Here is a 25,048-nt window from a genome sequence, read left to right as displayed (position 1 = left end):
GATGCTGCATCCGTGATGCCAGACGCGCGATTGAGAACGGTTCTCAAGACACGGCTTCGGCGTTGGACGTGTCGTCCTCGAAGCGCTCGCGCGGCCAGACGATCTGAACCACAGCGCCGTGATCGGGGAAGATGCGATTGGTAAACGAGACCTTGGCGCCGGTTCGTTCCAGCAGCGTCCGCGCGATGAAAACGCCGAGCCCGAGGCCGCCGCGCGCGGTTTGGACGTCATCGGCGCCGCGGCGGCGGGACAAATACGGCTCGCCGATCCGTTTCAGCATGTCCGGCGCGATGCCGGGACCGTCGTCGGAGATCACGATCTCGACGGTTTCGGCATTCCACCATGCGTTCACCTCGACGGTCTCGTGGGCGAAATCGACGGCGTTTTCGAGGATGTTTCCGACGCCGTAGAGGATCGCCGGATTGCGGGCGACGACCGGTTCGGCAGTTGCTGCGACAGCAAGCCGCACCTTGATGTCGACGCCGAAATCGCGATGCGGCGCCACCGCCTCCTCGATCAGGGTCGACAGTTTCATGTTGTCGAACGGCGCGCCGCTCGAGGACAGCTGCGCGATCTTGCTCAAGATGTCCCGGCAGCGCTGCGCCTGCTCGCGGACGGTCTTCAGGTCGCCGGCGATGCTGGGGTCATGCACCGTCTTCTCGAGCTCGCGCGAGATCAGGAAGATCGTCGACAGCGGCGTGCCGAGTTCATGGGCAGCGGCGGCGGCAAGGCCGTCGAGCTGGGTCAGATGCTGCTCGCGCGTCAGCACCAGTTCGGTCGCGGCCAGCGCGTCGGACAGTTGCCGCGCCTCTTCCGTCACCTGGAAGGCGTAAAGGCTGGTGACGCCGATCGCGAGCAGGATCGAGAGCCAGACGCCGAGCAAATAGATCGGCGGCAGTACCAGCGGATCGTCGGCATCCCAGGGCAGCGGCAGATGATAGAAGAACAGCGCCGAGGCGCAGGCGACCGCGAGGCAGCCGAGCGCCATGGTCAGCCGGATCGGCAGCACCGTGGCGGAGATCAGCACCGGGGCCAGGAACAGGAACGAAAACGGGTTCTGCAAGCCGCCGGTGAAATAGAGCAGCCCGCCGAGCTCGACGATGTTGAACGCGAGCAGCGCCGCGGCATAGGCCGGCTCCAGCCGCTGCATCGGGTTGAAGGCGATCTGCAGTGCCAGATTGATCAGCGCCGAGAGCGCCACGATGCTGACGCAGGGAACGATCGGCAGGTCGAATTCGAGCCCCTGGGCGACGACGAAGATCGCGACAAGCTGGCCAAGCGCGGCCAGCCAGCGCAGCCGCAGGATCGTATCCAGGCGGACATAGCGGCGTGGCTGGCGGAAATCGGAGGCGACATCGGTCATATCAGGACTTTAGCGATGCTGTGGGCGACGCACAAATTTGCGCGTTAATACAAGTCAAGCCGCGCGAGCCACGCCGTCAGCCTTGCCTCCAGCCTTGCGCTTGCTGCCGCGATGGCTCAACTACGGCTCTATGCAGCAGAGCGAGACAGATCAGGGGGCACCCGCGGTCAATCATGCGCCGGCGGGCGATCAGGCTGGAACGGCCGCGATCGACGTCGCGCATTTGGTCAAGGTCTACAAGACCACCCGCGCGGTCGACGGCATCTCCTTCCGCATCGCGCGCGGCAGCATCACCGGGCTGCTCGGCGGCAACGGCGCCGGCAAGACCACGACGATCGCGATGATCATGGGGCTGGTGCTGCCAACCTCGGGGAGCGTCGAGGTATTGGGCGCGAAGATCCCGGACCAGCGCTACGACGTGCTGGGCCGGATGAATTTCGAGAGCCCCTACGTCGATATGCCGATGCGGCTCACGGTGCGGCAGAACCTGACCATCTTCGGGCGTCTGTACGCGGTGAAGCATTTGCGCGAGCGGATCGACCGGCTGGCCGAGGATCTCGACCTCAAGGATTTCCTTGATCGCTCCAACGGCAAGCTCTCTGCCGGGCAGAAGACCCGCGTCGCGCTGGCGAAGGCGCTGATCAACGAGCCTGACCTGTTGCTGCTGGACGAGCCGACGGCATCGCTCGACCCTGATACCGCGGACTGGGTGCGGCAGCATATCGAGACCTATCGCAAGACCCACAACGCGACCATCCTGCTGGCGTCCCACAACATGCTGGAGGTCGAGCGGCTCTGCGATCGCGTCATCATCATGAAGCGCGGCAAGATCGAGGACGACGACAGCCCCGAGCGGATCATGGCGCGCTACAACCGCGACACGCTGGAAGAGGTGTTTCTCGACGTCGCGCGCGGCCGGGTGCGGGAGGGCGCGCCGTGAGCGAAATCGTCAGCCATCAGCATCGCGGCATCTCACTGCATCGCATCAACGCGATGGTGCTGCGCTACTGGTATCTGCTGCTGTCGTCCTGGCCGCGGCTGCTCGAGCTGGTGTACTGGCCGGCCTTGCAGATCATCACCTGGGGCTTCCTGCAGAACTACATCTCCCAGACATCGGGCTTCTTCGCCCAGGCCGGCGGCACGCTGATCGGCGCTGTCATCCTGTGGGACATCCTGTTCCGCGGCCAGCTCGGCTTCTCGATCTCGTTCCTGGAAGAGATGTGGGCGCGCAATCTCGGCAACCTGATGATGAGCCCGCTGAAGCCGATCGAGTTTCTGCTCTCGCTGATGATCATGAGCATCATCCGCCTCGCCATCGGCGTGATCCCGATGACGCTGCTGGCACTGTTCTTTTTCGGCTTCAACTTCTACGCCATCGGGCTGCCGCTGATCGCCTTCTTCTGCAATCTGATCTTCACCAGCTGGTCGGTCGGCGTGTTCGCCTCGGGCCTCGTGCTGCGCAACGGGCTGGGTGCGGAAAGCATCGTCTGGACGCTGATGTTCGCGGTGATGCCGCTCGCCTGCATCTATTATCCGGTCGAGGTGCTGCCGGTCTGGCTGCAATATGTCGCCTGGGCCCTGCCGCCGACCTATGTGTTCGAGGGCATGCGCGCGCTCTTGATCGACCGCGTCTTCCGCGCCGACCTGATGATCTGGTCGCTGGTCATCAACGCGGTGCTGTTCGCTGCCTCGTTTGCGGTCTTCCTTGCCCTTTTACGCAGCGCCAAGCGGAATGGCTCGCTGCTGTCGGGTGGTGAATAAATGTCACTTTCGCGTGGATTCTCGGTGTTTTAGCGCGTTCTCACCCCCAAATCTGCTGTGCGGTGCATTGACGCATTATTTTGCATTCGTCAGGATGCTGCGGCGCAAACAGGGATTTGAAAAGCTTATGCCCATCGGTGAATTTGGCGGCGCTCCGCCACTGGCGACAGAAGGCAGTCCGGCACTCACGACGCCGCTGTACTGGATGTACGAGATGGCGCATGCGTCGCTCAATCCGGCACGCGCGGTGACCGACGCCACCAAGATCCTGTTTCAGAACCCGCTCAATCCGTGGACCCATACCGAGTTCGGCAAATCGATCGCCGCCGGATGCGAGCTGTTCGAGCGCACCACCCGCCGTTACGGCAAGCCGGAATGGAACCTGCCGACGACCGAGGTCAACGGCATCCGCACTCCGGTCGAAGTGCGTTCGATCTGGGAGAAGCCGTTCTGCCGCCTGCTGCATTTCGATCGCAAGCTGACCCGTCCGCTGCGCAGCCCGCAGCCGCGGGTGCTGATCGTGGCGCCGATGTCCGGCCACTATGCGACCCTGCTGCGCGGCACCGTCGAAGCCTTCCTGCCGACCCATGAGGTCTACATCACCGACTGGGCCGATGCCCGCATGGTGCCGCTCGCGGCCGGCCGGTTCGATCTCGATGATTATGTCGATTACCTGATCGAGATGCTGCACGTCCTCGGCGGCAACATGCACGTCATCGCGGTGTGCCAGCCTTCGGTGCCGGTGGTTGCGGCGGTCTCGGTGATGGAAGCCAATAACGATCCGTTCGTACCGCTGTCGATGACGCTGATGGGCGGCCCGATCGACACGCGGCGCAATCCGACCGCGGTCAACGACCTCGCCGCGGAGCGCGGTATCGACTGGTTCCGCAACAACGTCATTACCAAGGTGCCATTCCCGCATCCGGGCGTGATGCGCGACGTCTATCCGGGATTCCTGCAGCTCAACGGCTTCATCAGCATGAATCTCGACCGGCACATGGACGCGCACAAGGCGCTGTTCGCCAATCTGGTGAAGGGCGACGGCGACCTCGTCGACAAGCACCGTGAGTTCTATGACGAATATCTCGCCGTGATGGACCTCACGGCGGAGTATTACCTGCAGACCGTCGACCTCGTGTTCGTCAAGCACGCGCTGCCGAAGGGCGAGATGACCCATCGCGGCAAGCCGGTCGATCCTTCCCGGATTCGCCGCGTCGCGCTGATGACGGTGGAAGGCGAGAAGGACGACATCTCCGGCCTCGGTCAGACCGAGGCGACGCACGGACTGTGCACCGCGATTCCCAATCATCGCCGCGTGCACTACGTGCAGAAGGGCGTCGGCCATTACGGCGTGTTCAACGGGTCGCGTTTCCGGTCCGAAATCGTGCCGAGAATATCCGATTTCATGGTGTCGGCGGCCAATACGCGGCTTTCGCTGGTTGCCGCGGCTGAATAGGTATCGTTTCGGCCGGGATTTCGGTGGCCAACCAAGTCGCTGATTTAACTGAAAGAATCCCAAATCGGGCGAGGCTCAAGGGATGAATCCGATTTCATCTTTTGGACCTAATTCTCGACCCCGATTCACTCAAGAAATTTCGGTTCCAACCCCAGCCCATAGAGGTCCGTAAACCGGGAGCCCCTGTATATTGGGCAAATGATTTGTTTTTGCGCCGAGCGCTTTCCCTGGCGGCGGATATGGCAGAATCCGGGTGAACTCCTGCTCCCCGGACTCTCAGAAATGGCTACTCGCGCGCTCCTCTATCGGCGGCCTGCCGAACCCTCGACTATTTTGATCAGACACGGCTCCCAGTTCTTCGCGATCAGGCTGAGGCGGCACAGGCGCGCGCGCCGCTACACGCTGCGAATCCATCCGACCGACCGTGAAGCGATCCTGACGATGCCGCCGCGCGGCCTTATCGCGGAGGCCAAGGAGTTCGCGCAGCTGCATGGCGGCTGGATCGCCGCTCGTCTCGGCCGTTTGCCGAAGGCTGCGCCGTTTCAGCCGGGCACCGTGGTGCCGCTGCGCGGCGTGCCGCATCGGCTGGTGCATCGTGCGGGCGAGCGTGGCACGGTATGGACCGAGACGCGCGACAGCGGCGAGAAGATCATCTGCGCCGCCGGCGGCGTCGAGCATATGGACCGCCGCGTGCACGACTTCCTCAAGCGCGAGGCGCGCAAGGATCTGCAAAAGGCGGCACAGTTTTACGCCGCGGAACTCGGCGTCAAGGTGCGGCGGATCTCGATCCGAGATCAGTCCAGCCGCTGGGGCTCCTGCACCTCGGCCGGGTCGCTGTCGTTCTCCTGGCGGCTGATCCTCGCGCCGCCCTTCGTGCTTGATTATCTCGCCGCGCATGAGGTCGCCCATCTCGTCGAGATGAACCATTCGGCGCGGTTCTGGCGGGTGGTCGGCAAGGTCTGCGGCTCAGTCGAGCGCGCCAAGACCTGGCTCGATACCCACGGCAACGATCTGCACCGCTACGGGATTCAGGAGTAGCGGCGGTCACGCCACGGAGCGAAGCGCAATCCGGGATTGCTTGCGCTATTTGTGAGAGCAGCCCCGGATTGCGCTTCGCTGCATCGGGGCTACGCATCCGCGGCGCGGATGCAATTAGCGCCCGCCGAACACCCGGTCCACCAGCCAGCCGTCCAGCCCGGCCGCAGCCTCAGGCCGCGCGCTCGGATTCGGCGGCGCCGACGTGCGCACCGGCGGCGGTTGGCGGTAATAACCGGCGCCCGATGGCATCGGCGCCGCCGGCTGCGGTGCTTGCATCTGCGGCTGCAATTGCATCGGCGGTGCCGACGGCGGGGTGATCTGCGACGAGACCTGCATCAGATTGGCCGGTCCCCAACTGCCTTGGGAGTTCGGGATCGCCGCGACAGGTACGCCCTGATGCGCCGCCTTCATGAAGCGGGTCCACACTTCCACCGGCAGGCCGCCGCCGGTCGCCTTCTTGGTCGGGGAATTGTCGTCATTGCCGAGCCAGACGCCGGTGACGAGATGGGCGGTGTAGCCGATGAACCAGGCGTCCCGATAATCCTGGCTGGTGCCGGTCTTGCCGGCCGCGGTCCAGCCGGGAATCTCGGCCTTGCGCGCGGTGCCGGAGATCAGCGTCTCGCGCATCATGCTGTTCATCATCGCATCGTACCGCGGCTCGATCACCTGGTTGGGCGGATCGGCCGGCCGGTCGTAGAGCAGCTTGCCTGAGCTGGTGCGGATCTTGGTAATCACATGCGGTGCGATGCCGAGCCCGCCATTGGCGAACGGCGCATAGGCGCCGACGAGCTCGATCACCGACACTTCGGAGGTGCCGAGTGCGATCGAGACGTTGGGTTCCAGCTTCGACGAGATGCCGAGGCGGTGCGCGGTGCGCACCACGTTCTTCGGGCCAACCTCGAGGCCGAGCCGCACCGCCACCGTGTTCAGCGACATCGCCAGCGCCTGGGTCAGCGTCACCGAGCCGAAATATTCGTGGGTGTAGTTCTCCGGCTTCCAGCCCTTGATGTCGAGCGGCGCGTCGGTCCGGATGGTGTCGGGCGTCAGCCCCGACTCGACCGCAGTGAGATAGACGAACGGCTTGAATGCCGAGCCGGGCTGGCGCTTCGCAGTCACCGCGCGGTTATACTGGCTCTCGGAATAGTTCCGGCCGCCGACCATCGCGCGCACCGCGCCGCCCGGCGTCATCGCCACCAGCGCGCCCTGGCTGACATTGAACTTCACGCTCTTGGCGGCGAGTTCGTCGATGATGGCGGCTTCGGCCGCGCTTTGCAGCCTCGGATCGATCGTGGTCTGCACCACGATGTCCTGATCGATCTGGCCGACGAGGTCGTCGAGCACTTCGCCGATCCAGTCGGCGACATAGTTCACGGTGCCGGCGCCGGCCGGCTTCACGGCGACCAGGGCCGGGCCGTTCGAGACTTTCGCCTGCGCTTCGGTGATGAATTTGGCATCGGCCATTGCCGCGAGCACCACCCGCGCACGCTGCTCGGCGCCTTCGGGGTTGCGGTTCGGCGCCAGCCGCGACGGCGACTTGACGAGGCCCGCGAGCATCGCGGCCTCCGCGACCGTCACGTTCTTCGCCGACTTGCCGAAATAGCGCTGCGCCGCCGCCTCGACGCCATAGGCGCCGGAGCCGAAATAGACCCGGTTGAGATAGAGCTCGAGGATCTCGTCCTTGGAATGCTTGCGCTCCAGCCACAGTGCGAGCTCGGCCTCCTGCAGCTTGCGCATCATGGTGCGTTCCTGGGTCAGGAACAGGTTCTTGGCGAGCTGCTGCGTCAAGGTCGAGCCGCCCTGCGACACGCCGCGGTGCAGGACGTTGGTCAACGCCGCGCGCGCGATGCCGAGCGGGTCGACGCCGAAATGCGAATAGAAGCGGCGGTCCTCGATCGCAATGAAAGCCTTCGGCAGATAGGGCGGCAAATCCTTCAGCGCGATATTGGCGCCGGCCATCTCGCCGCGCTGCGCGAGCACGCTGCCATCCATGCCGACGATTTGGATGGTGGGCGGCCGCTTGGGAATTTCGAGCGACTGGATCGGCGGCAGATGCGCGCCGACCCACACCACGACACCGATCACCGCGATCCCGGCCCACAACGCGAGCACCGCGGTCCAATAGAACAGACGGCCGATGCCGAGGCCGCGCGTCTTGCCGCGGCGCTTGCCGCCGCCGCTGCTGCGCGCGGGACGCGGCTTCTCGCCGCCGGAGTCACTGCTCTTGGGCTTGGCTTTGGCCGGCTTCTCGTCGTCGCCGCCGGGAATGCGGTCGGACGGCGAGAGCCGCAGATCGGCGAGCGCGGCCGGAAGCCCGAACAGCGGCTCCTTGCGCGCACCGCCTTTTTTCCGTCCCCACGCCATCCGCAACGCTCACACGATTCTCGCGGCACGCTAGCGTTCCCGGTTTAAGGGGCGGTTACGCAAAGCTTAACGGGGGATTAGGAGGTTGGGCGCTGCGTGCTACATATCGGTGGAACAGACAAGGGAGCACCGCATATGGGCCATATCGATCCGACCAAGGAAATCTTCGCACAGTTCCGCGAGAGCGATCGGCCGGGCCCGATCCACATGCTCAATCTCGTGCGTCTGCGCGAATGGGCCGCCTATCCCGACGGCCGCAAGATCAGCGGCGCGGAGGCCTATGCGTCCTACGGCCGCGAGAGCGGCCCGGTGTTCGAGCGGCTCGGCGGCCGCATCGTCTGGCAGGGCCGCTTCGAGCTGATGCTGATCGGCCCGCAGGAGGAACGCTGGGACCATTGCTTCATCGCCGAATATCCAAGCGTCGCCGCCTTCGTCGAGATGATCCGCGATCCGGTGTACCGCGAGGCGGTGAAGCATCGCCAGGCCGCGGTCGAGGATTCGCGGTTGATCCGGCACGCGGTGCTGCCAGTGGGCAAGACGTTCGGGGAGATTCCGAAGTGATGATGTCAGCCGTTGGCTGACTGTCGTCATGCGCGGCCGCGCACTATCCCCGTCATTCTGAGAGGGTGTGAAGCTTTGTCCTCTCCTACCGCTGTCATCGCCCGGCCTGTGCGCAATTGCGCACATGGACCGGGCGATGACACCGAGCAAGTTGAGCAAACCAACCCGTCATCCCCGCGCAAAGGCTTCGCCTTTGTCGCTCGAAGCGCGAGCCTCTTCGGCCAGCCTCGAAGGATGCACGGCCACCAGCGGGGCCGTCGACCCTTCGAGGGCCGCTGAAGAAGCAGCCACCACGCCGTCCTCCTGGCGAAGGCCAGGACCCATAACCACCGAATTGGATTGAGAGCGGGTTAGTGGCCCGGCGTCGCACAACAACATGCGGTTGGGGTAATGGGTCCTGGCTTTCGCCAGGACGACGGTATATTCACATTTCCTGACGGTAAGGGAGTGGCCGCGCGAACGGCAAAAACAAATCAGCGGCCCGAAGGCCGCCGATCGCATTTCAGACGTTGAAGACAATGACTAGCCCGCCGGGCCGGCATCCTCGAGGATCGGGCCGAACAGCTCCCAGCGCTCGCCGTTGAAGCGCATCATCTGCAGCTGCTTGTTGACGCGGTAGTCGTTCGGCGCGGTGTTGCCCTTGATGCCGGGCAGCGCCATGTCGAGCTCGACGTTCTTCAGGTTGGTGGCCTGCTTCAGCACGTTCTCACGCGTCAGGTCGTCGCCGCACTGCTTCAGCACATGCGCCATCAGCTGCGCGGTCGAGTAGCCGTAGGTGTTGAAGTTCGAGTTCTTGTCGCCGTCCGGATAGTACTTGGCCATGAAGTCGAAATAGCGCTTCATGCCCGGATCGTCCTTCCACTGCGGATCGGCCGGATCCTTGCCGTAGTTGGTGCTGATCAGGCCCTTGGAGTTCTCCAGGCCCGCCGGTTGCAGCACGGCGCCGACCGAGGTGGCGTTGATGTCGACGATATGGATCGGCTTCCAGCCGAGCTCGGCGATCTTCTTGATCGCCTGCGCGGCCTGCTTCGGAGTCGAGGCCGAGAAGAACAGATCGGCGCCGGCATCCTTGATCTTGATCACCTGCGAATCGATGGTCGGATCTGACACCTCGTAGGAGGCTTCGGCCACGATCATCTTCGCCGCCTTGTCGCCGAGGCCGGCCTTGATGCCGTTCAGATAGTCCTTGCCGAGGTCGTCGTTCTGATAGAGCACGCCGATCTTGGCGTTCGGATGCTCCTTCAGGATGTACTGGCCGTAGATGCGGCCCTCGACGAAGTAGTTCGGGTTGAAGCCGAGCGTCCAGGGGAAGTTCTTCGGATCGGTGAACTTGGAGGCGCCGGTCGCAGCGAACAGCTGCGGCACCTTCTTGGAATTCAGATACTTCTGCACGGCGGCGTTCGACGGCGTGCCGACGATCTGGAAGGTCAAGAGCACTTCGTCGCTCTCGACCAGCTTGCGCACCTGCTCGACCGCCTTCGGCGGCGAATAGGCGTCGTCATACTGGATCAGATTGATCTTGCGGCCATTGATGCCGCCCTGATCGTTGATCATCTTGAAGTAGGCCGCCTGGGTCTTGCCGATCGAGGCATAGGCGGAGGCCGGTCCGGAGAATGGCACGGTCTGGCCGATCTTGATCTCGGTATCGTTCGCGCCGGGATCGTACTTCTTCTGCGCCAGCGCCGATGTCGCGGACAGCACGATCGTCAGCGCCGTTGCCGTGACCAGATGGAAAATCCGATTTTTCATAATGCTGCTTCCTCACGTGACTGGTTGGCCGATGATCTTCTCCGCGGGTCCAAACGCCCGTGGGTTGCCATCGCTGGGCCGGGATACTGGAGGAAGCATTGCTGCGACGCAAGACGAGCAATGCCAAAAAGCGAGCGATTTCAGTCAACGAAAGTAAGGGGCGATGCAAAAGAGGCGCGCGGAGCGGGGCGGGAAAGTTGCGACGAGCTCTTCCTTTACCTCGCCCCGCTTGCGGGGAGAGGTCGCCTTGCATCGAAGATGCGATGCGGGTGAGGGGGAGTCTCCGCGGATCGTCTGCTGCCGCCTTTGCGGATAGAGCCCCCTCACCCCAACCCTCTCCCCGCCGGAACTGGGAGAGGGGAAGCAGCTTCACCGCGTCGCGACCGCGGCTAACCCGCCGGTCCCGTATCCTCGATGATCGGACCGAACAGCTCCCAGCGCTCGCCATTGAAGCGCATCATCTGCATCTGCTTGTTGATGCGATAGTCGTTCGGGCCCGTCGTGATCGACATGCCGGGCAGCGCGAGGCTCGGCACGAACTTCTTCAAGCTGGTCACCTGCTTCATCAGGTTCTCGCGGGTGAGGTCGTCGCCGCATTGCTTGAGCACCTGGATCAGCAGCTCGGCCGTCGAGTAGCCGTAGGTATTGACGGTGTTGAGCTTGTCGCCCTCCGGATAATACTTGTCCATGAAGGCGAAATACGCCTTCACGCCCGGATCGTCCTTCCACTGCGGATCGGCGGGGTCTTTGCCGTAGTTGGTCGAGATGATGCCCTTGGAGATGTCGAGCCCGGCGGGCTTCAGCGTGGCCGACACCGGGCTCGCATTGATGTCGAGAATGTGCACCGGATTCCAGTTGAGATCGGCGATCTTGCGGATCGCCTGCGCGGCGAATTTCGGCGTCGAGGCGTCATAGACCAGGTCGACGCCTGCGGCCTTCAACTTCACGATCTGGGAATCGACCGTAGGGTCGGTCAGCTCGTAGGACACCTCGGCGACGATCATGCTCGCCGCCTTGTCGCCGAGTCCGCTCTTCAGGCCGGTGATGTAGTCGCGGCCGAGATCGTCGTTCTGGTAGAAGATGCCGATCTTGGCGTTGGGGTGATTGGCCAGGATGTATTTGGCGTAGATGCGTCCTTCGGACTGGTAGTTCGGGTTGAAGGCAATCGTCCACGGCGCGTTCTGCGGATCGGAGAAGCGCGAGGCGCCGGTCGAGGCCAGCAGCTGCGGCACCTTCTTGGCATTCAGATATTTCTGCACGGCGGCATTTGACGGCGTGCCGATGATCTGGAAGGTGAACAGCACTTCGTCGCCTTCCACCAGCTTGCGCACCTGCTCGACCGCCTTCGGCGGCGAATAGGCGTCGTCATACTGGATCAGGTTCAGCTTGCGGCCGTTGATGCCGCCCTGCTCGTTGATCATCCTGATATAGGCGGCTTGGGTCTTGCCGATGCCGGCATAGGCCGACGCGGGGCCCGAGAACGGCACGGTCTGGCCGATCTTGATCTCGGTGTCACTGGCGCCGGTGTCGTATTTCTTGTGCGCGGCGGCTGATGTGACTGACAACGTAATGGCAAGCGCAGTCGCAGCGAGCAGTTGCACGCTTCTCATGTCGTGACCTCCCATGTTGCCGATGATCTTGTCCGCCACCTTCGGCCTGCGGATGTCATCGTTGCAGGAATGATGAAGGAAGGCAGGTGCCATTGCAAGGCAATGCGGCGTTCGCGCAACGTCGCCACCGCCTGGTCGGTCGCCTACTCGATCGTGTTGCGGAAGCTTTCCAGGCCGAGCGGCCTGGTCCACAGAAACATCTCGAGCGCCGGGAAATAGATGTGCAGCGCGGCCACGATCGCGACCAGGACATTGGCGAGCAAGAGCATGATGCGGTCCCCCTTACCGGAATTCGGGTGGACGCTATCATGCGGGCGATGGAATGTATGCGGAGCGAATCCCCTTCCCGAGTGACGACGATGGCCGTTTCCAAGACACCATGCACCTTCAACCTCGACCGCCTGACGACGCCGATCGGCACCGCGCTATTGGTGACCGATGATGACGGCGTGCTGCGCGCGCTGGATTGGGACGACTATGAGGGCCGCATGCTCGACCTGCTGCGGCTGCACTATGGTCAAGTCACATTGCGGGACGGCCGCGCGCCGGCGGCGCTGCGGAAGGCGCTGGGCGCTTACTTCAAGGGCGATCTCGATCGCCTCGACGATATCGAATGGCGCGTTGCCGGAACGCCATTCCAGCAGAAGGTCTGGCACGCGCTGCCGAAGATCCTGGCCGGCACAACCATGAGCTACGGCGCGCTGGCGGCGAAGCTGAACGTGCCGAACGCGATGCGCGCGGTCGGCCACGCCAACGGCTCGAATCCGATCAGCGTCGTGGTGCCCTGTCATCGCCTGATCGGCGCCAACGGCTCGCTGGTGAAATATGGCGGCGGGCTGGAACGCAAGCGCTGGCTGCTGCGCCATGAGGGCGTCGAGGTTTGAATCTGCTCTCTCAATTCGCCATTCCGGGGCTCGCGCTTCGCGCGCCCCGGAATGACTGGTGGAGAAAGGCGGGTCCTACGCCGCAGGCTTCGCGGCCTGGTCCTCGCTCGACAACAGATGCAGCAGCGCGCTCTTGATCGCGGCCTGGCGGGTCGGCGCGGTGATCTGCGCGCCGAGCAGGTCGGTGACATAGAATACGTCGCGGGCGCGTTCGCCGAATGTTGCGACATGCGCCGAGGCGATATTGAGGTTGAGCTTGGAGATCGCGGTGGTGAGCTGGTAGAGCAGGCCGGGCCGGTCGAGGCCGGACACCTCGATCACGGTGTAGCGGTCGGACCAGGCGTTGTTGATGGTGACCTCCGGCTCGACGATGAACGGCCGCGCCTTGCTGCGCACGGCACGCTTGGCCACCGCCTCGGGCAGTCGCAGCTTGCCCTCCAGCACCTGCTCGATCATCTCGCCGATCCGTGTCGCGCGGCGGCCTTCGTCCTCGTCGCGGTCGTATTCGCGTGAGATCGAGATGGTGTCGAGCGCGCGGCCGTCGGTCGTGGTGTAGATCTGGGCGTCGACGATATTGGCGCCTGCCGACGCACAGGCGCCGGCAATGATCGAGAGCAGCCAGGGATGGTCGGTCGCCAGGATCGTCAGCTCGGTGACACTGCGCAACTCGTCGAATCCGACATTGATGGCAAGCTTGTGCCCGGCCTGCTCGCTGGCGCGGATGAAACGCGCCTGGCGGATTTTTCGTGGCAGCTCGACCTTGAGCCAGTAGGCCGGGTAATGCCGGCCGATATAGGCGTTGAGCTCGGCTTCCGGCCATTCGGTGAAGGCGGCGCGGAATTCGGCCTGCGCCACCGCGATGCGCTGAGCGCGATTGACCTCCGAGAAGCCGCCGGTCAGCACCGGCTCGGTTTCGTAATACAGCGTGCGTATCAGCTGCGCCTTCCAGCCGTTCCACACGCCGGGGCCGACGCCGCGGATGTCCGCGGTGGTCAGGATCGTCAGCAGTTTCATCTGCTCCACCGACTGCACCACGGCGGCGAAGTTCTCGATCGTCTTGCGGTCCGACAGGTCGCGCGACTGCGCCACCGTCGACATCGTCAGATGCTCCTCGATCAGCCATGCCACCAGCTCGGTGTCGGCGGCCGAGAAGCCGAGCCGCGGGCACAGCCGCCGCGCCACCTTGGCACCGGCGATCGAATGATCCTCGGGCCGGCCCTTGGCGACGTCGTGCAGCAGCGTCGCGATATACAGCACCGCGCGGTGCTCGGGCCGGATCTTGCGGAACAGGTCGCTGGCGACTGTGAACTCCTCGTTGCCGCCGCGCTCGATATCCTGCAGGAAGCCGATGCAGCGGATCAGATGCTCGTCCACCGTGTAGTGGTGGTACATGTTGAACTGCATCATCGACACGATCTTGCCGAAGGCACGGATGAAATGGCCGAGCACGCCGGTCTCGTTCATCCGCCGCAGCACCGTTTCCGCGTTGTCGGAGGTCAATATCTCCATGAACAGGCGGTTGGCTTCCTCGTCCTCGCGAAGCGGGGTGTTGATCAGCTTCAGCGAGCGCGTCACCGTGCGCATCGCATCGGGATGGAAGGCGAGGTTGTTCTTCTGCGCGAGCCGGAAGATCCGGATCAGATTGACCGGGTCCTGCTTGAAGACATCCGGCGCGGCGAGGTTGATGCGGTTGTTGTCGACGATGAAGTCGTCGCTTTCCGGGACCCGCCGTCGCTTGGTGGCGGGGCGGAAGCGCGCCACCATGCGGCTCAGCACCGGCGCCGGCTTCTTCTGCTCCTCCTCGAGCTTGGCGCACAGGATCGCGGTGAGGTCGCCGACGTCCTTGGCGATCAGGAAGTAGTGCTTCATGAAGCGCTCGACGTCCTGCATGCCGGGATGCGAGGTGTAGCCGAGCCGCACCGCGATCTCGCGCTGCATGTCGAACGACAGCCGCTCCTCGGCGCGGCCGGCGAAGAAGTGCAGATTGCAGCGCACCGACCACAAGAAGTCGGCGCAGCGGCGGAAGGTGCGGTACTCCTGCGCGTCGAACACGCCGCGCTCCAACAGCTCGTCGGTCTCGCGCACGCGGTAGACGTATTTCGCGATCCAGAACAGCGTGTGCAGGTCACGCAGCCCGCCCTTGCCGTCCTTCACGTTCGGCTCGACCAGGTAGCGTGACTGGCCGGCGCGGCGGTGCCGCTCCTCACGCTCGGCGAGCTTTGCGGTGACGAACTCCGATGCGGTGCCTTGAACCACTTCCTTGTCGAAGCGCTCGACCAGCTCGTCATAGAGCGGCTGGTCGCCGGTCAGAAAGCGCGTCTCCAGGATCGCGGTGCGGATCGTCATGTCGCCGCGCGCCTGGCGGATCGATTCGTCGACCGAACGGGTGGCGTGGCCGACCTTCAGCCCCATGTCCCACAGGCAATAGAGGATCGCTTCGGCAACCTGCTCGCCCCACGCGGTCTGCTTGTAGGGCAGGATGAACAGCAGATCGATATCGGATTCCGGCGCCATCAGCCCGCGGCCATAGCCGCCGGTCGCGACCACGGCCATCCGCTCGGCGCCCGAGGGGATCGGCGAATGATAAAGGTGCTTCGTGGCGGCCGCGTAGAGGATGCGGATGATCTCGTCCTGCACGAAGCAGAGCCGCTCGGCGCAGCGCCGGCCGTGGCGGTCCTTCAGCAGCAGCGCCTGCGCCCTGGTGCGTGCCGCGACCAGTTCGGCCTTCAGCAGCTGCGCCGTCGCGGCGCGGAACTGGTCCTCGCGGCCCGCGTGCTTTTCGGCGAGCACATCGATCGCGGCGGTGATCCGCGCGGTCTCAAAACGATGATCCGCTTCGGGGCGGTCCTCGGCTACGATGCTGTCCATGTATCCATCCGATATCGGACGGAGCGGTTGCTGTCACTGACCAAAGTATAAGGACAGCAGCTCCATGCTGTTTGTTGGGCGCGTCAAGCAAGTTTGTTCTTGCGCCGGTTGGCAAAAAGTAGAGGTTTTCTCGTTGACCGCAAGGATAACTCATTGAATTAAAAGAGTGTTCTCAGTTCGATCAAGGAGGCCGACGAATGCAAAAATTGTCCCGGCGGGCGGCTGCCGCGCTATTCGCGATCTCGGCCCTGTTTCCCGGCGCGGCCTTTGCCGCCGATGCGCTGAAGGAGATCCGGATCGACTGGGCGACCTACAATCCGGTGTCGATGGTACTCAAGCAGAAAGGCCTGCTGGAGAAGGAGTTCGCCAAGGACGGCATCAGCATCGTCTGGGTGCAGTCGGCCGGCTCCAACAAGGCGCTGGAATTCCTCAACGCCGGCTCGATCGATCTCGGCTCGACCGCGGGCTCGGCCGCTTTGGTGGCGAAGATCAACGGCAATCCGATCAAGTCGATCTACGTCTATTCACGCCCCGAATGGACCGCGCTGGTCACCGGCAAGGACTCCAAGATCGCCTCGGTCGCCGACCTCAAGGGCAAGCGCGTCGCGGTGACCCGCGGCACCGACCCGCACATCTTCCTGGTTCGTGCGCTGCTCGGTGCCGGCCTCACCGAAAAGGACACCACCCCGGTGCTGCTGCAGCACGCCGACGGCAAGACAGCGCTGATCCGCGGCGACGTCGACGCCTGGGCCGGACTTGATCCGATGATGGCGCAGGCCGAGGTCGAGGACGGCGCCAAGCTGTTCTACCGCAAGGCCGACGCCAACACCTGGGGCATCCTCAATGTGCGCGAGCAGTTCCTGAAGGATTATCCCGACATCGTCCGCCGTGTGCTCGCAACCTACGAAGAGGCGCGGAAATATTCGCTGGCGAACTACGACGAGCTGAAGAAGACCTTCATCGCGGTGACCAAGCTGCCCGATGCCGTCGTCGACAAGCAGCTCAAGGAGCGCACCGAGCTGACCCACAGCCGCATCGGCGCCCCGCAGCGCGAGTCGATCCTCGCCGCCGGCCTCGCTTTGCAGCAGGCCGGCGTGATCGACGCCAAGACCGACGTCAAGGCGGCGCTGGACTCGCTGATCGACGATCAGGTCGCGCTGCCGACGAACTAGCTCTGCTCGTGAACCTACTCCGTCGTCCCGGCTTTTGCCGGGACGATGGCGTATAGAGCGGCGGCACCTTGCAATCCCGCCCGAACAATAGTTCTTGCTATGGCCATGACCGTTGATCTGCCGGCGCTGGAACAGACGGCCGGGCCGGCTGCCGCGCCGGCGCGGTGGCAGCGCTACGCGCGGCCGGCGCTCGGGCTGCTGCTGCCGGTCGTGCTGGCGCTGGGCTGGGAACTCGTCGTCTTCCTGGGCTATTCCAACGGCCGCCTGGTGCCGCCGCCGTCAAAAGTGTTCGCCACCATCGCCGAGCTGGCGAAGAGCGGCGAGCTGTCGCGCCATATCCTCGCGACGCTGTGGCGGGTCGGCGCCGGCTTCGCACTCGGCGTCGTCGCCGGCACCATCCTCGGCGCGATCTCGGGCTACTGGGGCCTGGCGCGCCGGCTGCTCGATCCGACCGTGCAGGCGCTGCGCGCGATCCCGTCGCTGGCCTGGGTGCCGCTGTTCGTGCTCTGGCTGGGCATCTTCGAGACCTCGAAGATCGTGCTGATCGCGGTCGGCGTATTTTTCCCGATCTATCTCGGGGTGATGGGCGCGATCCTCTCGGTCGATCGCAAGATCGTCGAGGTCGGCCGCGTCTTTCGCCTCTCCGGCCCGGCGATGATTCGCCGCATCCTTCTGCCGGCGGTGCTGCCGGCCTATGTGGTGTCGCTGCGGGTCGGCCTCGGCCTCGGCTGGATGTTCGTGGTCGCGGCCGAATTGATCGGTGCATCCGAGGGCCTCGGCTATCTCCTGCTCGACGGCCAGCAGCTCGGCAAACCGGCGCAGATCCTCGCCGCGATCGTAATCTTCGCCATCCTTGGCAAACTCACCGACTGGCTGATCGAGCTCGCCGCCGCGCCGCTGCTGCGCTGGCAGGACGCGTTCGGTGCGCGGGGAGGGGCCTGATGCTGGCGCTGAAAGAGGTCGGCAAGACCTATCCCAACGGGGTCCACGCGCTGGAGCGTTTCTCCGCCGAAATCCAGCCGGGCGAGATCATCGCCATTATCGGCGGGTCCGGTTGCGGCAAGTCGACGCTGCTGCGCGCCATCGCCGGTCTCGATCGCGCCTCCACCGGCAGCGTGTCGTTGGACAACGTCGTGATCACCTCGCCGCATGCCAAGATCGGCATCATCTTCCAGGAGCCGCGGCTGTTGCCCTGGCTGTCCGTCGCCGACAATATCGACTTCGGCCTCGCCGACCTGCCGGCGGATGTCAGGCGCGAAAAGGTCGCGGCGGCGCTCGCTCGGGTCGGGCTTGCCGACAAGGCCGATGCCTGGCCGCGCGAGCTGTCCGGCGGCCAGGCGCAGCGCGTCGCGATTGCGCGTGCGCTGGTGCCGCAGCCGGAAGTGCTGCTGCTCGACGAGCCGTTCTCGGCGCTCGATGCCTTCACCCGGCGCGACCTGCAGGACCATCTGCTCGATCTATGGGCCGACACGCGGCCGACCCTGATCCTGGTCACCCACGACGTCGACGAGGCGGTGGTGCTGGCCGACCGCGTGCTGGTGATGCGGCCGCGGCCGGGCCGGCTGTTTCAGGAGATCACCATCAACCTGGCGCGGCCGCGTGACCGCAAATCGGAGCTGTTCGACACCTTTAAGCGCCGTGTGCTGACGGCGCTCGATCGCTCGCTGGACCGCGCGGTGCGCGACCCTGCCGACAAATCCAGCGCGGGCGAGGCGATGTGGTGGTGACATCGGCGCCATAAGGTCTTACATCGGCTTAGAGCATGATCCGGAAAAGTGGAAGCCGGTTTTCCGAAAAGATCATGCTCAAACAAAAGAATAGCCGGGAGCAAGAACCATGGATGCCGCCGAACTCCGCGCAATGCAGGCCCCGATCAAGGAGCGCTACAAGACCGATCCCTCCGCCGCCGTGATCACGCTGAAGGCCAAAGGCTCGACCGAGAGCGAGGGCATCTCCTGCAAGGTCGAGACCGGCCGTGCGCTCGCGATTGCCGGCCTCCACCCTGCCACCGGCGGCTCCGGGCTCGAACTCTGCTCCGGCGACATGCTGCTGGAAGCGCTGGTCGCCTGCGCCGGCGTTACGCTGAAATCGGTCGCGACGGCCATCGAGGTGCCGCTCAAGACCGGCAACGTGCTGGCCGAAGGCGATCTCGATTTCCGCGGCACGCTCGGCGTCGACAAGGAGACCCCGGTCGGCTTCCGCGAGATCCGCCTCCGCTTCGAGGTCGACACCGATGCGCCGCAAGACAAGCTGGATCTGCTGCTCAAGCTCACCGAGCGCTATTGCGTGGTGTATCAGACCATCAAGAACGGCCCGAAGGTCTCGGTGACGATGGCGCGGGTGTAGGGTACCGTCGTCCCGGCGAAGGCCGGGACCCATACGCCGAGGCCTTCGCGATTCTAGCCGCGCCGTTCGACGGCTTTCACTCCACACGAATAGTCGTGGTTATGGGTCCCGGCCTTCGCCGGGACGACGGATAGATGTCCCCCGAACTCCACTTCGTCCTGATTCTCGTGCTGCGCATGGCCGTCGCCGCGGCCTTCGTGGTCAGCGCGTCGATCATTACGGAACGTTCGGGGCCGGTGATCGGCGCGCTGGTCGCGACATTGCCGATCTCGGCCGGGCCGTCCTACACTTTCCTTGCGCTCGACCACGACGCCGCCTTCATCGCCGAGGGCGCGCTGGCGAGCCTGCCGGTCAACGCGGCCACGATCTTCATGGGCCTCACCTACGCCATGCTGGCGCAGCGCCGCAGCATGTGGATCAGCGCCGGCGCCGCGATCACGGTGTGGCTGGTGCTCGCCACCATCGTACGCCAGTTCGCCTGGTCGCTCGCCGCCGGACTGATCCTCAACGCCATCACCTTTGCGATCTGCATCCCGCTGCTGAAGCCTTATCGGCACGTCACCAAGATGCCGCTGATCGCGCGGCGCTGGTACGACATCCCGCTGCGCGCCGCGCTGGTGGCAAGCCTGGTCGGCACCGTGGTCACGGCATCGAGCTGGGTCGGCCCGCGCGTCACCGGCGTGATGGCGCTGTTCCCGATCGTGTTCTCCTCGATGATGCTGATCCTGCATCCGCGCATCGGCGGCCCGGCAACGGCGGCGGTGCTCGCCAACAGCGCTTGGGGCCTGCTCGGCTTCGGCCTCGGGGTCGCCGTGCTGCATGTCGCGGTGCTGCAATTCGGCTCGCCGATCGGGCTCAGCTGCGCGCTCGCCACCTGCGTGGCGTGGAATCTGGCGCTATGGTGGATTGGTCGGCGGAAGAGCGCCCGGGTCTAACCCCCGTCAGCGACGAAGCAATCCATCTCACCGCATGTGCGGAGCGATGGATTGCTTCGCTTCGCTCGCAATAATGGCGGAGAGACTGCGTAGCCCGGACGGAGCGCAGCGCAATCCGGGACGGTCGGCAACGGAGAACGGCCCCGGATTTCGCTGCGCTGCATCCGGGCTACGCAACTCACTGCTTCGGCAACTTTGCCCTTAACGCATACAGCGCCTCCAGCGCCTCGCGCGGCGACATCTCGTCGGGGTGCAGCGCCTTCACTGCCTCGACCAGCAAATCCGCTTCGCTCGGCGGCTTGTCTTCGGCGGCGGCGCGCGAGGGCACGGCGAACAGCGGCAGATCGTCGACCAGGGCGCGCGCGGTCTGGCCGCGGTCCTGGGCCTCGAGTTTCGCCAGCACGGACTTGGCGCGCGCGATCACGGCGGGCGGCAGTCCCGCAAGCTTGGCCACCTGGATGCCGTAGGAGCGGTCGGCCGAGCCGGGCAGCACCTCGTGCAGGAACACGACGTCGCCCTGCCACTCCTTGACCCGCACCGTGGCGTTGAACATCCGCGGCAGTTTGGCCGAGAGCGCCGTCAGCTCATGATAGTGCGTGGCGAACAGCGTGCGGCAGCGGTTGCTCTCGTGCAGATGCTCGATCGCGGCCCAAGCGATCGAGAGCCCGTCGAAGGTCGCGGTGCCGCGGCCGATCTCATCGAGGATGACGAGCGACCGCTCGCTGGCCTGGTTGAGGATCACCGCGGTCTCGACCATCTCGACCATGAAGGTCGAGCGTCCCCGCGCGAGGTCGTCGGCGGCGCCGACGCGCGAGAACAGCCGGTCGACGATGCCGAGCCGCGCCCGCGATGCCGGCACATAGCTGCCGATCTGCGCCAGCAGCGCGATCAGCGCGTTCTGGCGCAGGAAGGTCGATTTACCGGCCATGTTCGGGCCGGTGATCAGCCAGAGCTGGCCGGATTTCTGCGCCGGCGCCGGCGAGAGATCGCAGGCATTGGCGATGAACGGCTGGCCGTCGCGCTTCAGCGCCTGCTCGACCACCGGATGGCGGCCGCCCTCGATCGCAAAGCTGAGCGAGCCGTCGACCTCGGGCCGCACGTAATTATCGTCGATCGCGAGTTTCGCCAGCGCGGTGGCAACGTCGAGCATCGCAAACGCATGCGCGGCGCCACGCAGGTCGTCGCTGGCGGCGAGCGCCATCGCGCTGAGCCGCTCGAAGATCTCGAGCTCGAGATTGAGCGCGCGGTCGCCGGCATTGGCGATCTTGGCCTCGGTCTCGCCGAGCTCCGCCGTGGTGAAGCGGACCTGACCGGCCAAGGTCTGGCGGTGGATGAAGGTGGCGTTCAGCGGCGCTGCGAACAGCTTGTCGCCATGCTGCGCGGTGACCTCGACGAAATAGCCGAGCACGTTGTTGTGCCGGATCTTCAGCGTCTTGATGCCGGTGTCCTCGGCATAGCGCGCCTGCATCGCGGCGACGACGAGCCGCGAGGCATCGCGCAGATTGCGGCTCTCGTCGAGCGCGGCTTCATAGCCCTCGCGAATGAAGCCGCCGTCGCGCTTGATCAGCGGCAATTGTTCGGCGAGCGCACAGGAGAATTCCTGCGCCAGGTCGCGCGAGGGACGGCGCAGCGCCGCCATCACGGCTGCGACCTCGGCCGGCGGGTTGTCGAGCTGTGCCAGCAGCTCCAGCGCCTGATCGGCGGCAAGCAAGCCGTCGCGCAGGCTGGCGAGGTCGCGCGGGCCGCCGCGGCCGACCGAGAGCCGCGCCAGCGCCCGCGACATGTCGGGCGCTGTCTTCAACACAGTTCTGATATCCTCGCGCGCGGCGCTGTCGGCGACGAAGGCCGAGACCGCATCGAGGCGCGGCGCGATCACGGCGACGTCGGTCAGCGGCGCGGCAAGACGCTGCGCCAGCAGCCGCGAGCCGGCCGCGGTGACGGTACAGTCAATCGCATCGAGCAGCGAGCCACGACGCTCGCCGGCGAGCGTGCGCGTCAGCTCGAGATTGGCGCGGGTTGCCGGATCGATCGCCATCGTGGTGCCGGCGGCCTCGCGCGCCGGCGGCGACAGCGGCGGCCGTTTGCCGACTTGTGTGCGGTCGATATAGGTGACGGCGGCGGCCGCGGCGGTCGCCTCCAGTCGCGACATCGCGGAGAGACCGTCCATCGTCGCCACGGCAAAATAGTCGCACAGCCGCCGTTCGGCGGTGGCGCTGTCGAACACGTCGCGGGTCAGCGGCGTCACCGATGGCAATTCGCGCAGGGTCGGCGCGAGCTCGCTGTCGCTGTACAGCGCGTCGGTGACGATTGCCTCGTTCGGATTGATGCGCGCCAAGGTCGCGGCAAGCTCCGCGGTGGCGCATTCCGTCACCATGAATTCGGAGGTCGAGATGTCGATCCAGGCGAGCCCAAGCCGATCGGCGCCGGCCGAGCCGCGCGCCCGCGCGATCGCGATCAGGTAATTGTTGGTGCGGGCATCGAGCAGCGTGTCTTCGGTCAGCGTGCCCGGGGTCACCAGCCGCACCACGCCGCGGCGGACCACGCTCTTGTTGCCGCGCGCCTTGGCCTCGGCGGGATTCTCGGTCTGCTCGCAAACCGCGACGCGGTGGCCGGCGCCGATCAGCCGGTGCAGATAATCCTCGGAGCGTTCGACCGGCACGCCGCACATCGGGATGTCCATGCCCTGATGCTTGCCGCGCTTGGTTAGCACGATGCCGAGTGCCTTCGAGGCGATCTCGGCATCCTCGAAGAACAGCTCGTAGAAATCGCCCATCCGGTAGAACAGCAGCAGGCCGGGGTGCGCGGCCTTGATCTCCAGATACTGTTCCATCATCGGCGTGACGCGCGACGAGGTGTCCGCTGCAGGTGTCGGTTCGGGTGGAACGGGAATGGGCTGCTGAATGGTCATGAGGGGCCGGAAACTACAAAATTTCGCCGCGCGGTCCTATCCGCGAGAGCGGGGTTTTCCACCCTCTCCACGGCCCAACATTTGACAGACCTCACACGAATGCGCTGATGGCACGCGGCGGCGTCAATTGACCTGCCGCAAGCGCGCTCCTAAAACTCCCCTCAGGTTCCAGCCATCCAGCGCCTAAACCACGGCATTCAGGGAGAGATTCAATGCGTGATGTCTATATTTGCGATGCCGTCCGGACCCCGATCGGCCGTTTCGGCGGCTCGCTCGCCAAGGTGCGCGCCGACGACCTCGCCGCGGCTCCGATCAAGGCGCTGATGGCCAAGCATCCCGGCCTCGACTGGTCGCAGGTCGATGAAGTCTATTTCGGCTGCGCCAACCAGGCCGGCGAGGACAATCGCAACGTCGCGCGCATGGCGCTCTTGCTTGCCGGCATGCCCGAGTCGGTTCCTGGCCAGACGCTGAACCGGCTCTGCGCCTCGGGCCTCGATGCGGTCGGCGCCGCCGGCCGCGCCATCCGCGCCGGCGAGATCGATTTCGCGATCGCCGGCGGCGTCGAATCGATGACGCGCGCGCCGTTCGTGATGGGCAAGGCGCCGGAAGCCTTCGCGCGTTCGGCCGAGATCTTCGACACCACGATCGGCTGGCGCTTCATCAATCCCTTGATGAAGGCGCAGTACGGCGTCGATGCGATGCCGGAGACCGGCGAGAACGTCGCCGAGGAATTCCAGGTCTCGCGCGCCGATCAGGACGCGATGGCGATCCGCTCGCAGCAGCGTGCCGGCGCGGCGATCGCCTCGGGCTATTTCGCCGAGGAGATCACCCCGGTCCAGGTGCCCGGCGGCAAGGCCGGCCCCATCACCGTCGACAAGGACGAGCATCCGCGTCCCGAGACCACGCTCGAAGGTCTGGCAAAGCTGAAGCCGATCGTGCGCAATCCCGGCACGGTGACCGCCGGCAATGCCTCCGGCGTCAATGACGGCGCCGCCGCGATGATCCTCGCCTCGGAAGCCGCGGTGAAGAAGCACGGCCTGACGCCGCGTGCAAAAATCCTCGGCCTGGCGTCGGCCGCGGTGCCGCCGCGCATCATGGGCATCGGCCCGGTGCCGGCGACGCGGAAGCTGGTCGAGCGGCTCGGCATCAAGGTGTCGGACTTCGATCTGATCGAGCTCAACGAAGCCTTCGCCTCGCAGGGCATCGCCTGCCTGCGCCAGCTCGGCGTCAAGGAAGACGCCGATTTCGTCAATCCGCATGGCGGCGCGATCGCGCTCGGCCATCCGCTCGGCATGAGCGGCGCGCGGCTGGTCTTGACCGCGGTGCACGGCATGGAGAAGCGGGGCGGGAAGCTTGCCTTGGCAACTATGTGCGTTGGCGTCGGCCAGGGCGTTGCCGTCGCGATCGAAAAGTTGAACTGATCCAATGGCTTGGAAGGGCTAAAAACAGTCCTTCCCCGAATTGGTTATGTCCTATAATGGTCAGTGGTCGGCCTACCGGCGTGTGGGCCGCGGAGGAATTCGCCATGACCTTGCTGTATCCGCTGCAATCGCTCGCGGCACATCCGGCGCGTCTGTCGCCGGCCTATCGCTCCACCGTCAAGCGCGCGCCGCAAAAGCCGCTGATCCCGATCCGGCACACGCTTTCCGAGCTCACCGGCCCGGTCTATGGTCATGAGACCGTGCGCGAGCACGACAACGATCTCACCATCCAGGCCAAGGGCGAGCCGCTCGGCGAACGCATCATCGTGCACGGCCACGTGTTGGATGAAGACGGCCGCGGCGTGCCCAACACGCTGGTCGAGCTATGGCAGGCCAACGCCTGCGGCCGCTATGTCCATGTCGTCGACCAGCACCCGGCGCCGCTCGATCCCAATTTCACCGGCGCCGGCCGCACCCAGAGCGATGCGCAAGGCTATTACAGGTTCATCACCATCAAGCCCGGCGCCTATCCCTGGGGCAATCACCACAATGCCTGGCGTCCCGCGCACATCCACTTCTCGGTGTTCGGGCACTCCTTCATCTCGCGTCTCGTCA

At 65.1% G+C, this 25,048-nt stretch carries 19 protein-coding genes and 1 pseudogene; 13 read left to right on the top strand and 7 right to left on the bottom strand.

Annotated elements, in window-relative coordinates:
- Positions 1-43 precede the first annotated feature (43 nt).
- Positions 44-1,363, bottom strand: a complete 1,320-nt coding sequence (locus J6500_RS19065) for an ActS/PrrB/RegB family redox-sensitive histidine kinase (RefSeq protein WP_225714234.1) — start codon at positions 1,361-1,363, stop codon at positions 44-46.
- Between the two features lie 103 nt (positions 1,364-1,466).
- Here J6500_RS19065 and J6500_RS19060 point away from each other — a divergent pair, with 103 nt between their 5' ends.
- From J6500_RS19060 to J6500_RS19045, 4 genes are all read left to right on the top strand, one after another.
- Positions 1,467-2,303 carry an ABC transporter ATP-binding protein gene (locus J6500_RS19060; protein WP_376707829.1) on the top strand — a complete coding sequence of 279 codons (837 nt, stop codon included), beginning with the start codon at positions 1,467-1,469 and terminating at the stop codon, positions 2,301-2,303.
- Between the two features lie 53 nt (positions 2,304-2,356).
- Positions 2,357-3,124: an ABC transporter permease gene (locus J6500_RS19055; RefSeq protein WP_249781565.1), complete on the top strand. Its 768-nt coding sequence runs from the start codon at positions 2,357-2,359 to the stop codon at positions 3,122-3,124.
- Positions 3,125-3,251: 127 nt separating this feature from the next.
- Entirely contained in the window at positions 3,252-4,580 is a 1,329-nt protein-coding gene (locus J6500_RS19050) for a polyhydroxyalkanoate depolymerase (RefSeq protein WP_225714232.1), read from the top strand.
- A gap of 198 nt (positions 4,581-4,778) precedes the next feature.
- Complete coding sequence (locus J6500_RS19045; RefSeq protein WP_225714231.1) at positions 4,779-5,618, top strand: M48 family metallopeptidase; 840 nt, start codon at positions 4,779-4,781, stop codon at positions 5,616-5,618.
- 114 nt (positions 5,619-5,732) lie between these two features.
- Here the strand turns inward: J6500_RS19045 and J6500_RS19040 are convergent, their stop codons facing one another.
- A complete protein-coding gene (locus tag J6500_RS19040) occupies positions 5,733-7,979 on the bottom strand; it encodes a transglycosylase domain-containing protein (protein ID WP_225714230.1) in 2,247 nt (748 codons plus the stop codon).
- A gap of 135 nt (positions 7,980-8,114) precedes the next feature.
- Between J6500_RS19040 and J6500_RS19035 the strand changes: the two genes are divergently transcribed.
- Entirely contained in the window at positions 8,115-8,540 is a 426-nt protein-coding gene (locus J6500_RS19035; protein ID WP_225714229.1) for a DUF1330 domain-containing protein, read from the top strand.
- Positions 8,541-9,062: 522 nt separating this feature from the next.
- Here J6500_RS19035 and J6500_RS19030 read toward each other — a convergent pair.
- The 3 genes and pseudogenes from J6500_RS19030 to J6500_RS19020 all read right to left on the bottom strand — a co-directional run.
- On the bottom strand, positions 9,063-10,289 hold the full coding sequence (locus J6500_RS19030; protein WP_225714228.1) for an ABC transporter substrate-binding protein: 1,227 nt from the start codon (positions 10,287-10,289) through the stop codon (positions 9,063-9,065).
- Between the two features lie 389 nt (positions 10,290-10,678).
- Entirely contained in the window at positions 10,679-11,899 is a 1,221-nt protein-coding gene (locus J6500_RS19025) for an ABC transporter substrate-binding protein (protein ID WP_225714227.1), read from the bottom strand.
- Between the two features lie 146 nt (positions 11,900-12,045).
- Positions 12,046-12,168: pseudogene (locus J6500_RS19020) on the bottom strand (DUF1304 family protein); the annotation flags it as partial.
- Between the two features lie 90 nt (positions 12,169-12,258).
- Between J6500_RS19020 and J6500_RS19015 the strand changes: the two are divergent.
- A complete protein-coding gene (locus J6500_RS19015) occupies positions 12,259-12,783 on the top strand; it encodes a methylated-DNA--[protein]-cysteine S-methyltransferase (protein ID WP_225714226.1) in 525 nt (174 codons plus the stop codon).
- 75 nt (positions 12,784-12,858) lie between these two features.
- On the opposite strand, the gene J6500_RS19010 is transcribed toward J6500_RS19015, so the two are convergent.
- The gene (locus J6500_RS19010; protein ID WP_225714225.1) at positions 12,859-15,651 is read right to left on the bottom strand and encodes a [protein-PII] uridylyltransferase; all 2,793 of its coding nucleotides are present in this window, start codon (positions 15,649-15,651) and stop codon (positions 12,859-12,861) included.
- Positions 15,652-15,848: 197 nt separating this feature from the next.
- On the opposite strand from J6500_RS19010, the gene J6500_RS19005 reads away from it, so the two are divergent.
- The 5 genes from J6500_RS19005 (at position 15,849) to J6500_RS18985 (ending at position 20,104) form a co-directional block, all read left to right on the top strand.
- On the top strand, positions 15,849-16,823 hold the full coding sequence (locus tag J6500_RS19005; protein ID WP_225714224.1) for an aliphatic sulfonate ABC transporter substrate-binding protein: 975 nt from the start codon (positions 15,849-15,851) through the stop codon (positions 16,821-16,823).
- 105 nt (positions 16,824-16,928) lie between these two features.
- A complete protein-coding gene (locus tag J6500_RS19000) occupies positions 16,929-17,765 on the top strand; it encodes an ABC transporter permease (RefSeq protein ID WP_225714223.1) in 837 nt (278 codons plus the stop codon).
- Positions 17,765-18,550 (top strand): ABC transporter ATP-binding protein, encoded by a 786-nt coding sequence (locus tag J6500_RS18995; RefSeq protein WP_225714222.1) that lies wholly within the window; start codon positions 17,765-17,767, stop codon positions 18,548-18,550. Before J6500_RS19000 ends, J6500_RS18995 begins: the two co-directional genes overlap by 1 nt.
- Before the next feature lie 109 nt (positions 18,551-18,659).
- Positions 18,660-19,169 (top strand): OsmC family protein, encoded by a 510-nt coding sequence (locus J6500_RS18990; protein ID WP_225714221.1) that lies wholly within the window; start codon positions 18,660-18,662, stop codon positions 19,167-19,169.
- 134 nt (positions 19,170-19,303) lie between these two features.
- Positions 19,304-20,104, top strand: coding sequence for a hypothetical protein (locus J6500_RS18985; RefSeq protein ID WP_225714220.1), 801 nt, complete (start codon positions 19,304-19,306; stop codon positions 20,102-20,104).
- 178 nt (positions 20,105-20,282) lie between these two features.
- Here the strand turns inward: J6500_RS18985 and mutS are convergent, their stop codons facing one another.
- Complete coding sequence (mutS, locus tag J6500_RS18980) at positions 20,283-23,012, bottom strand: DNA mismatch repair protein MutS (RefSeq protein ID WP_225714219.1); 2,730 nt, start codon at positions 23,010-23,012, stop codon at positions 20,283-20,285.
- A 212-nt stretch (positions 23,013-23,224) separates the two neighbouring features.
- Between mutS and pcaF the strand changes: the two genes are divergently transcribed.
- Entirely contained in the window at positions 23,225-24,433 is a 1,209-nt protein-coding gene (pcaF, locus tag J6500_RS18975) for a 3-oxoadipyl-CoA thiolase (protein ID WP_225714218.1), read from the top strand.
- Positions 24,434-24,537: 104 nt separating this feature from the next.
- The coding region (locus J6500_RS18970; protein WP_225714217.1) for a dioxygenase family protein at positions 24,538-25,048 on the top strand (511 nt) is incomplete at its 3' end.

Origin of the sequence: Bradyrhizobium semiaridum (assembly GCF_020329505.1) — a bacterium.
Lineage (GTDB): Bacteria > Pseudomonadota > Alphaproteobacteria > Rhizobiales > Xanthobacteraceae > Bradyrhizobium > Bradyrhizobium semiaridum.
This window is presented reverse-complemented; position numbering and strand designations above follow the sequence as displayed.

Coding starts and splice junctions, on each gene's coding strand:
- J6500_RS19065 (WP_225714234.1), bottom strand. CDS start 1,363: ATGACCGATGTCGCCTCCGATTTCCGCCAGCCACGCCGCTATGTCCGC.
- J6500_RS19025 (WP_225714227.1), bottom strand. CDS start 11,899: ATGAGAAGCGTGCAACTGCTCGCTGCGACTGCGCTTGCCATTACGTTG.
- J6500_RS19030 (WP_225714228.1), bottom strand. CDS start 10,289: ATGAAAAATCGGATTTTCCATCTGGTCACGGCAACGGCGCTGACGATC.
- pcaF (WP_225714218.1), top strand. CDS start 23,225: ATGCGTGATGTCTATATTTGCGATGCCGTCCGGACCCCGATCGGCCGT.
- J6500_RS19040 (WP_225714230.1), bottom strand. CDS start 7,979: ATGGCGTGGGGACGGAAAAAAGGCGGTGCGCGCAAGGAGCCGCTGTTC.
- J6500_RS18995 (WP_225714222.1), top strand. CDS start 17,765: ATGCTGGCGCTGAAAGAGGTCGGCAAGACCTATCCCAACGGGGTCCAC.
- J6500_RS19055 (WP_249781565.1), top strand. CDS start 2,357: ATGGTGCTGCGCTACTGGTATCTGCTGCTGTCGTCCTGGCCGCGGCTG.
- J6500_RS19005 (WP_225714224.1), top strand. CDS start 15,849: ATGCAAAAATTGTCCCGGCGGGCGGCTGCCGCGCTATTCGCGATCTCG.
- J6500_RS18990 (WP_225714221.1), top strand. CDS start 18,660: ATGGATGCCGCCGAACTCCGCGCAATGCAGGCCCCGATCAAGGAGCGC.
- J6500_RS19015 (WP_225714226.1), top strand. CDS start 12,259: ATGGCCGTTTCCAAGACACCATGCACCTTCAACCTCGACCGCCTGACG.
- J6500_RS18985 (WP_225714220.1), top strand. CDS start 19,304: ATGTCCCCCGAACTCCACTTCGTCCTGATTCTCGTGCTGCGCATGGCC.
- J6500_RS19050 (WP_225714232.1), top strand. CDS start 3,252: ATGCCCATCGGTGAATTTGGCGGCGCTCCGCCACTGGCGACAGAAGGC.
- J6500_RS19045 (WP_225714231.1), top strand. CDS start 4,779: ATGATTTGTTTTTGCGCCGAGCGCTTTCCCTGGCGGCGGATATGGCAG.
- J6500_RS19000 (WP_225714223.1), top strand. CDS start 16,929: ATGACCGTTGATCTGCCGGCGCTGGAACAGACGGCCGGGCCGGCTGCC.
- J6500_RS19010 (WP_225714225.1), bottom strand. CDS start 15,651: ATGGACAGCATCGTAGCCGAGGACCGCCCCGAAGCGGATCATCGTTTT.
- mutS (WP_225714219.1), bottom strand. CDS start 23,012: ATGACCATTCAGCAGCCCATTCCCGTTCCACCCGAACCGACACCTGCA.
- J6500_RS19035 (WP_225714229.1), top strand. CDS start 8,115: ATGGGCCATATCGATCCGACCAAGGAAATCTTCGCACAGTTCCGCGAG.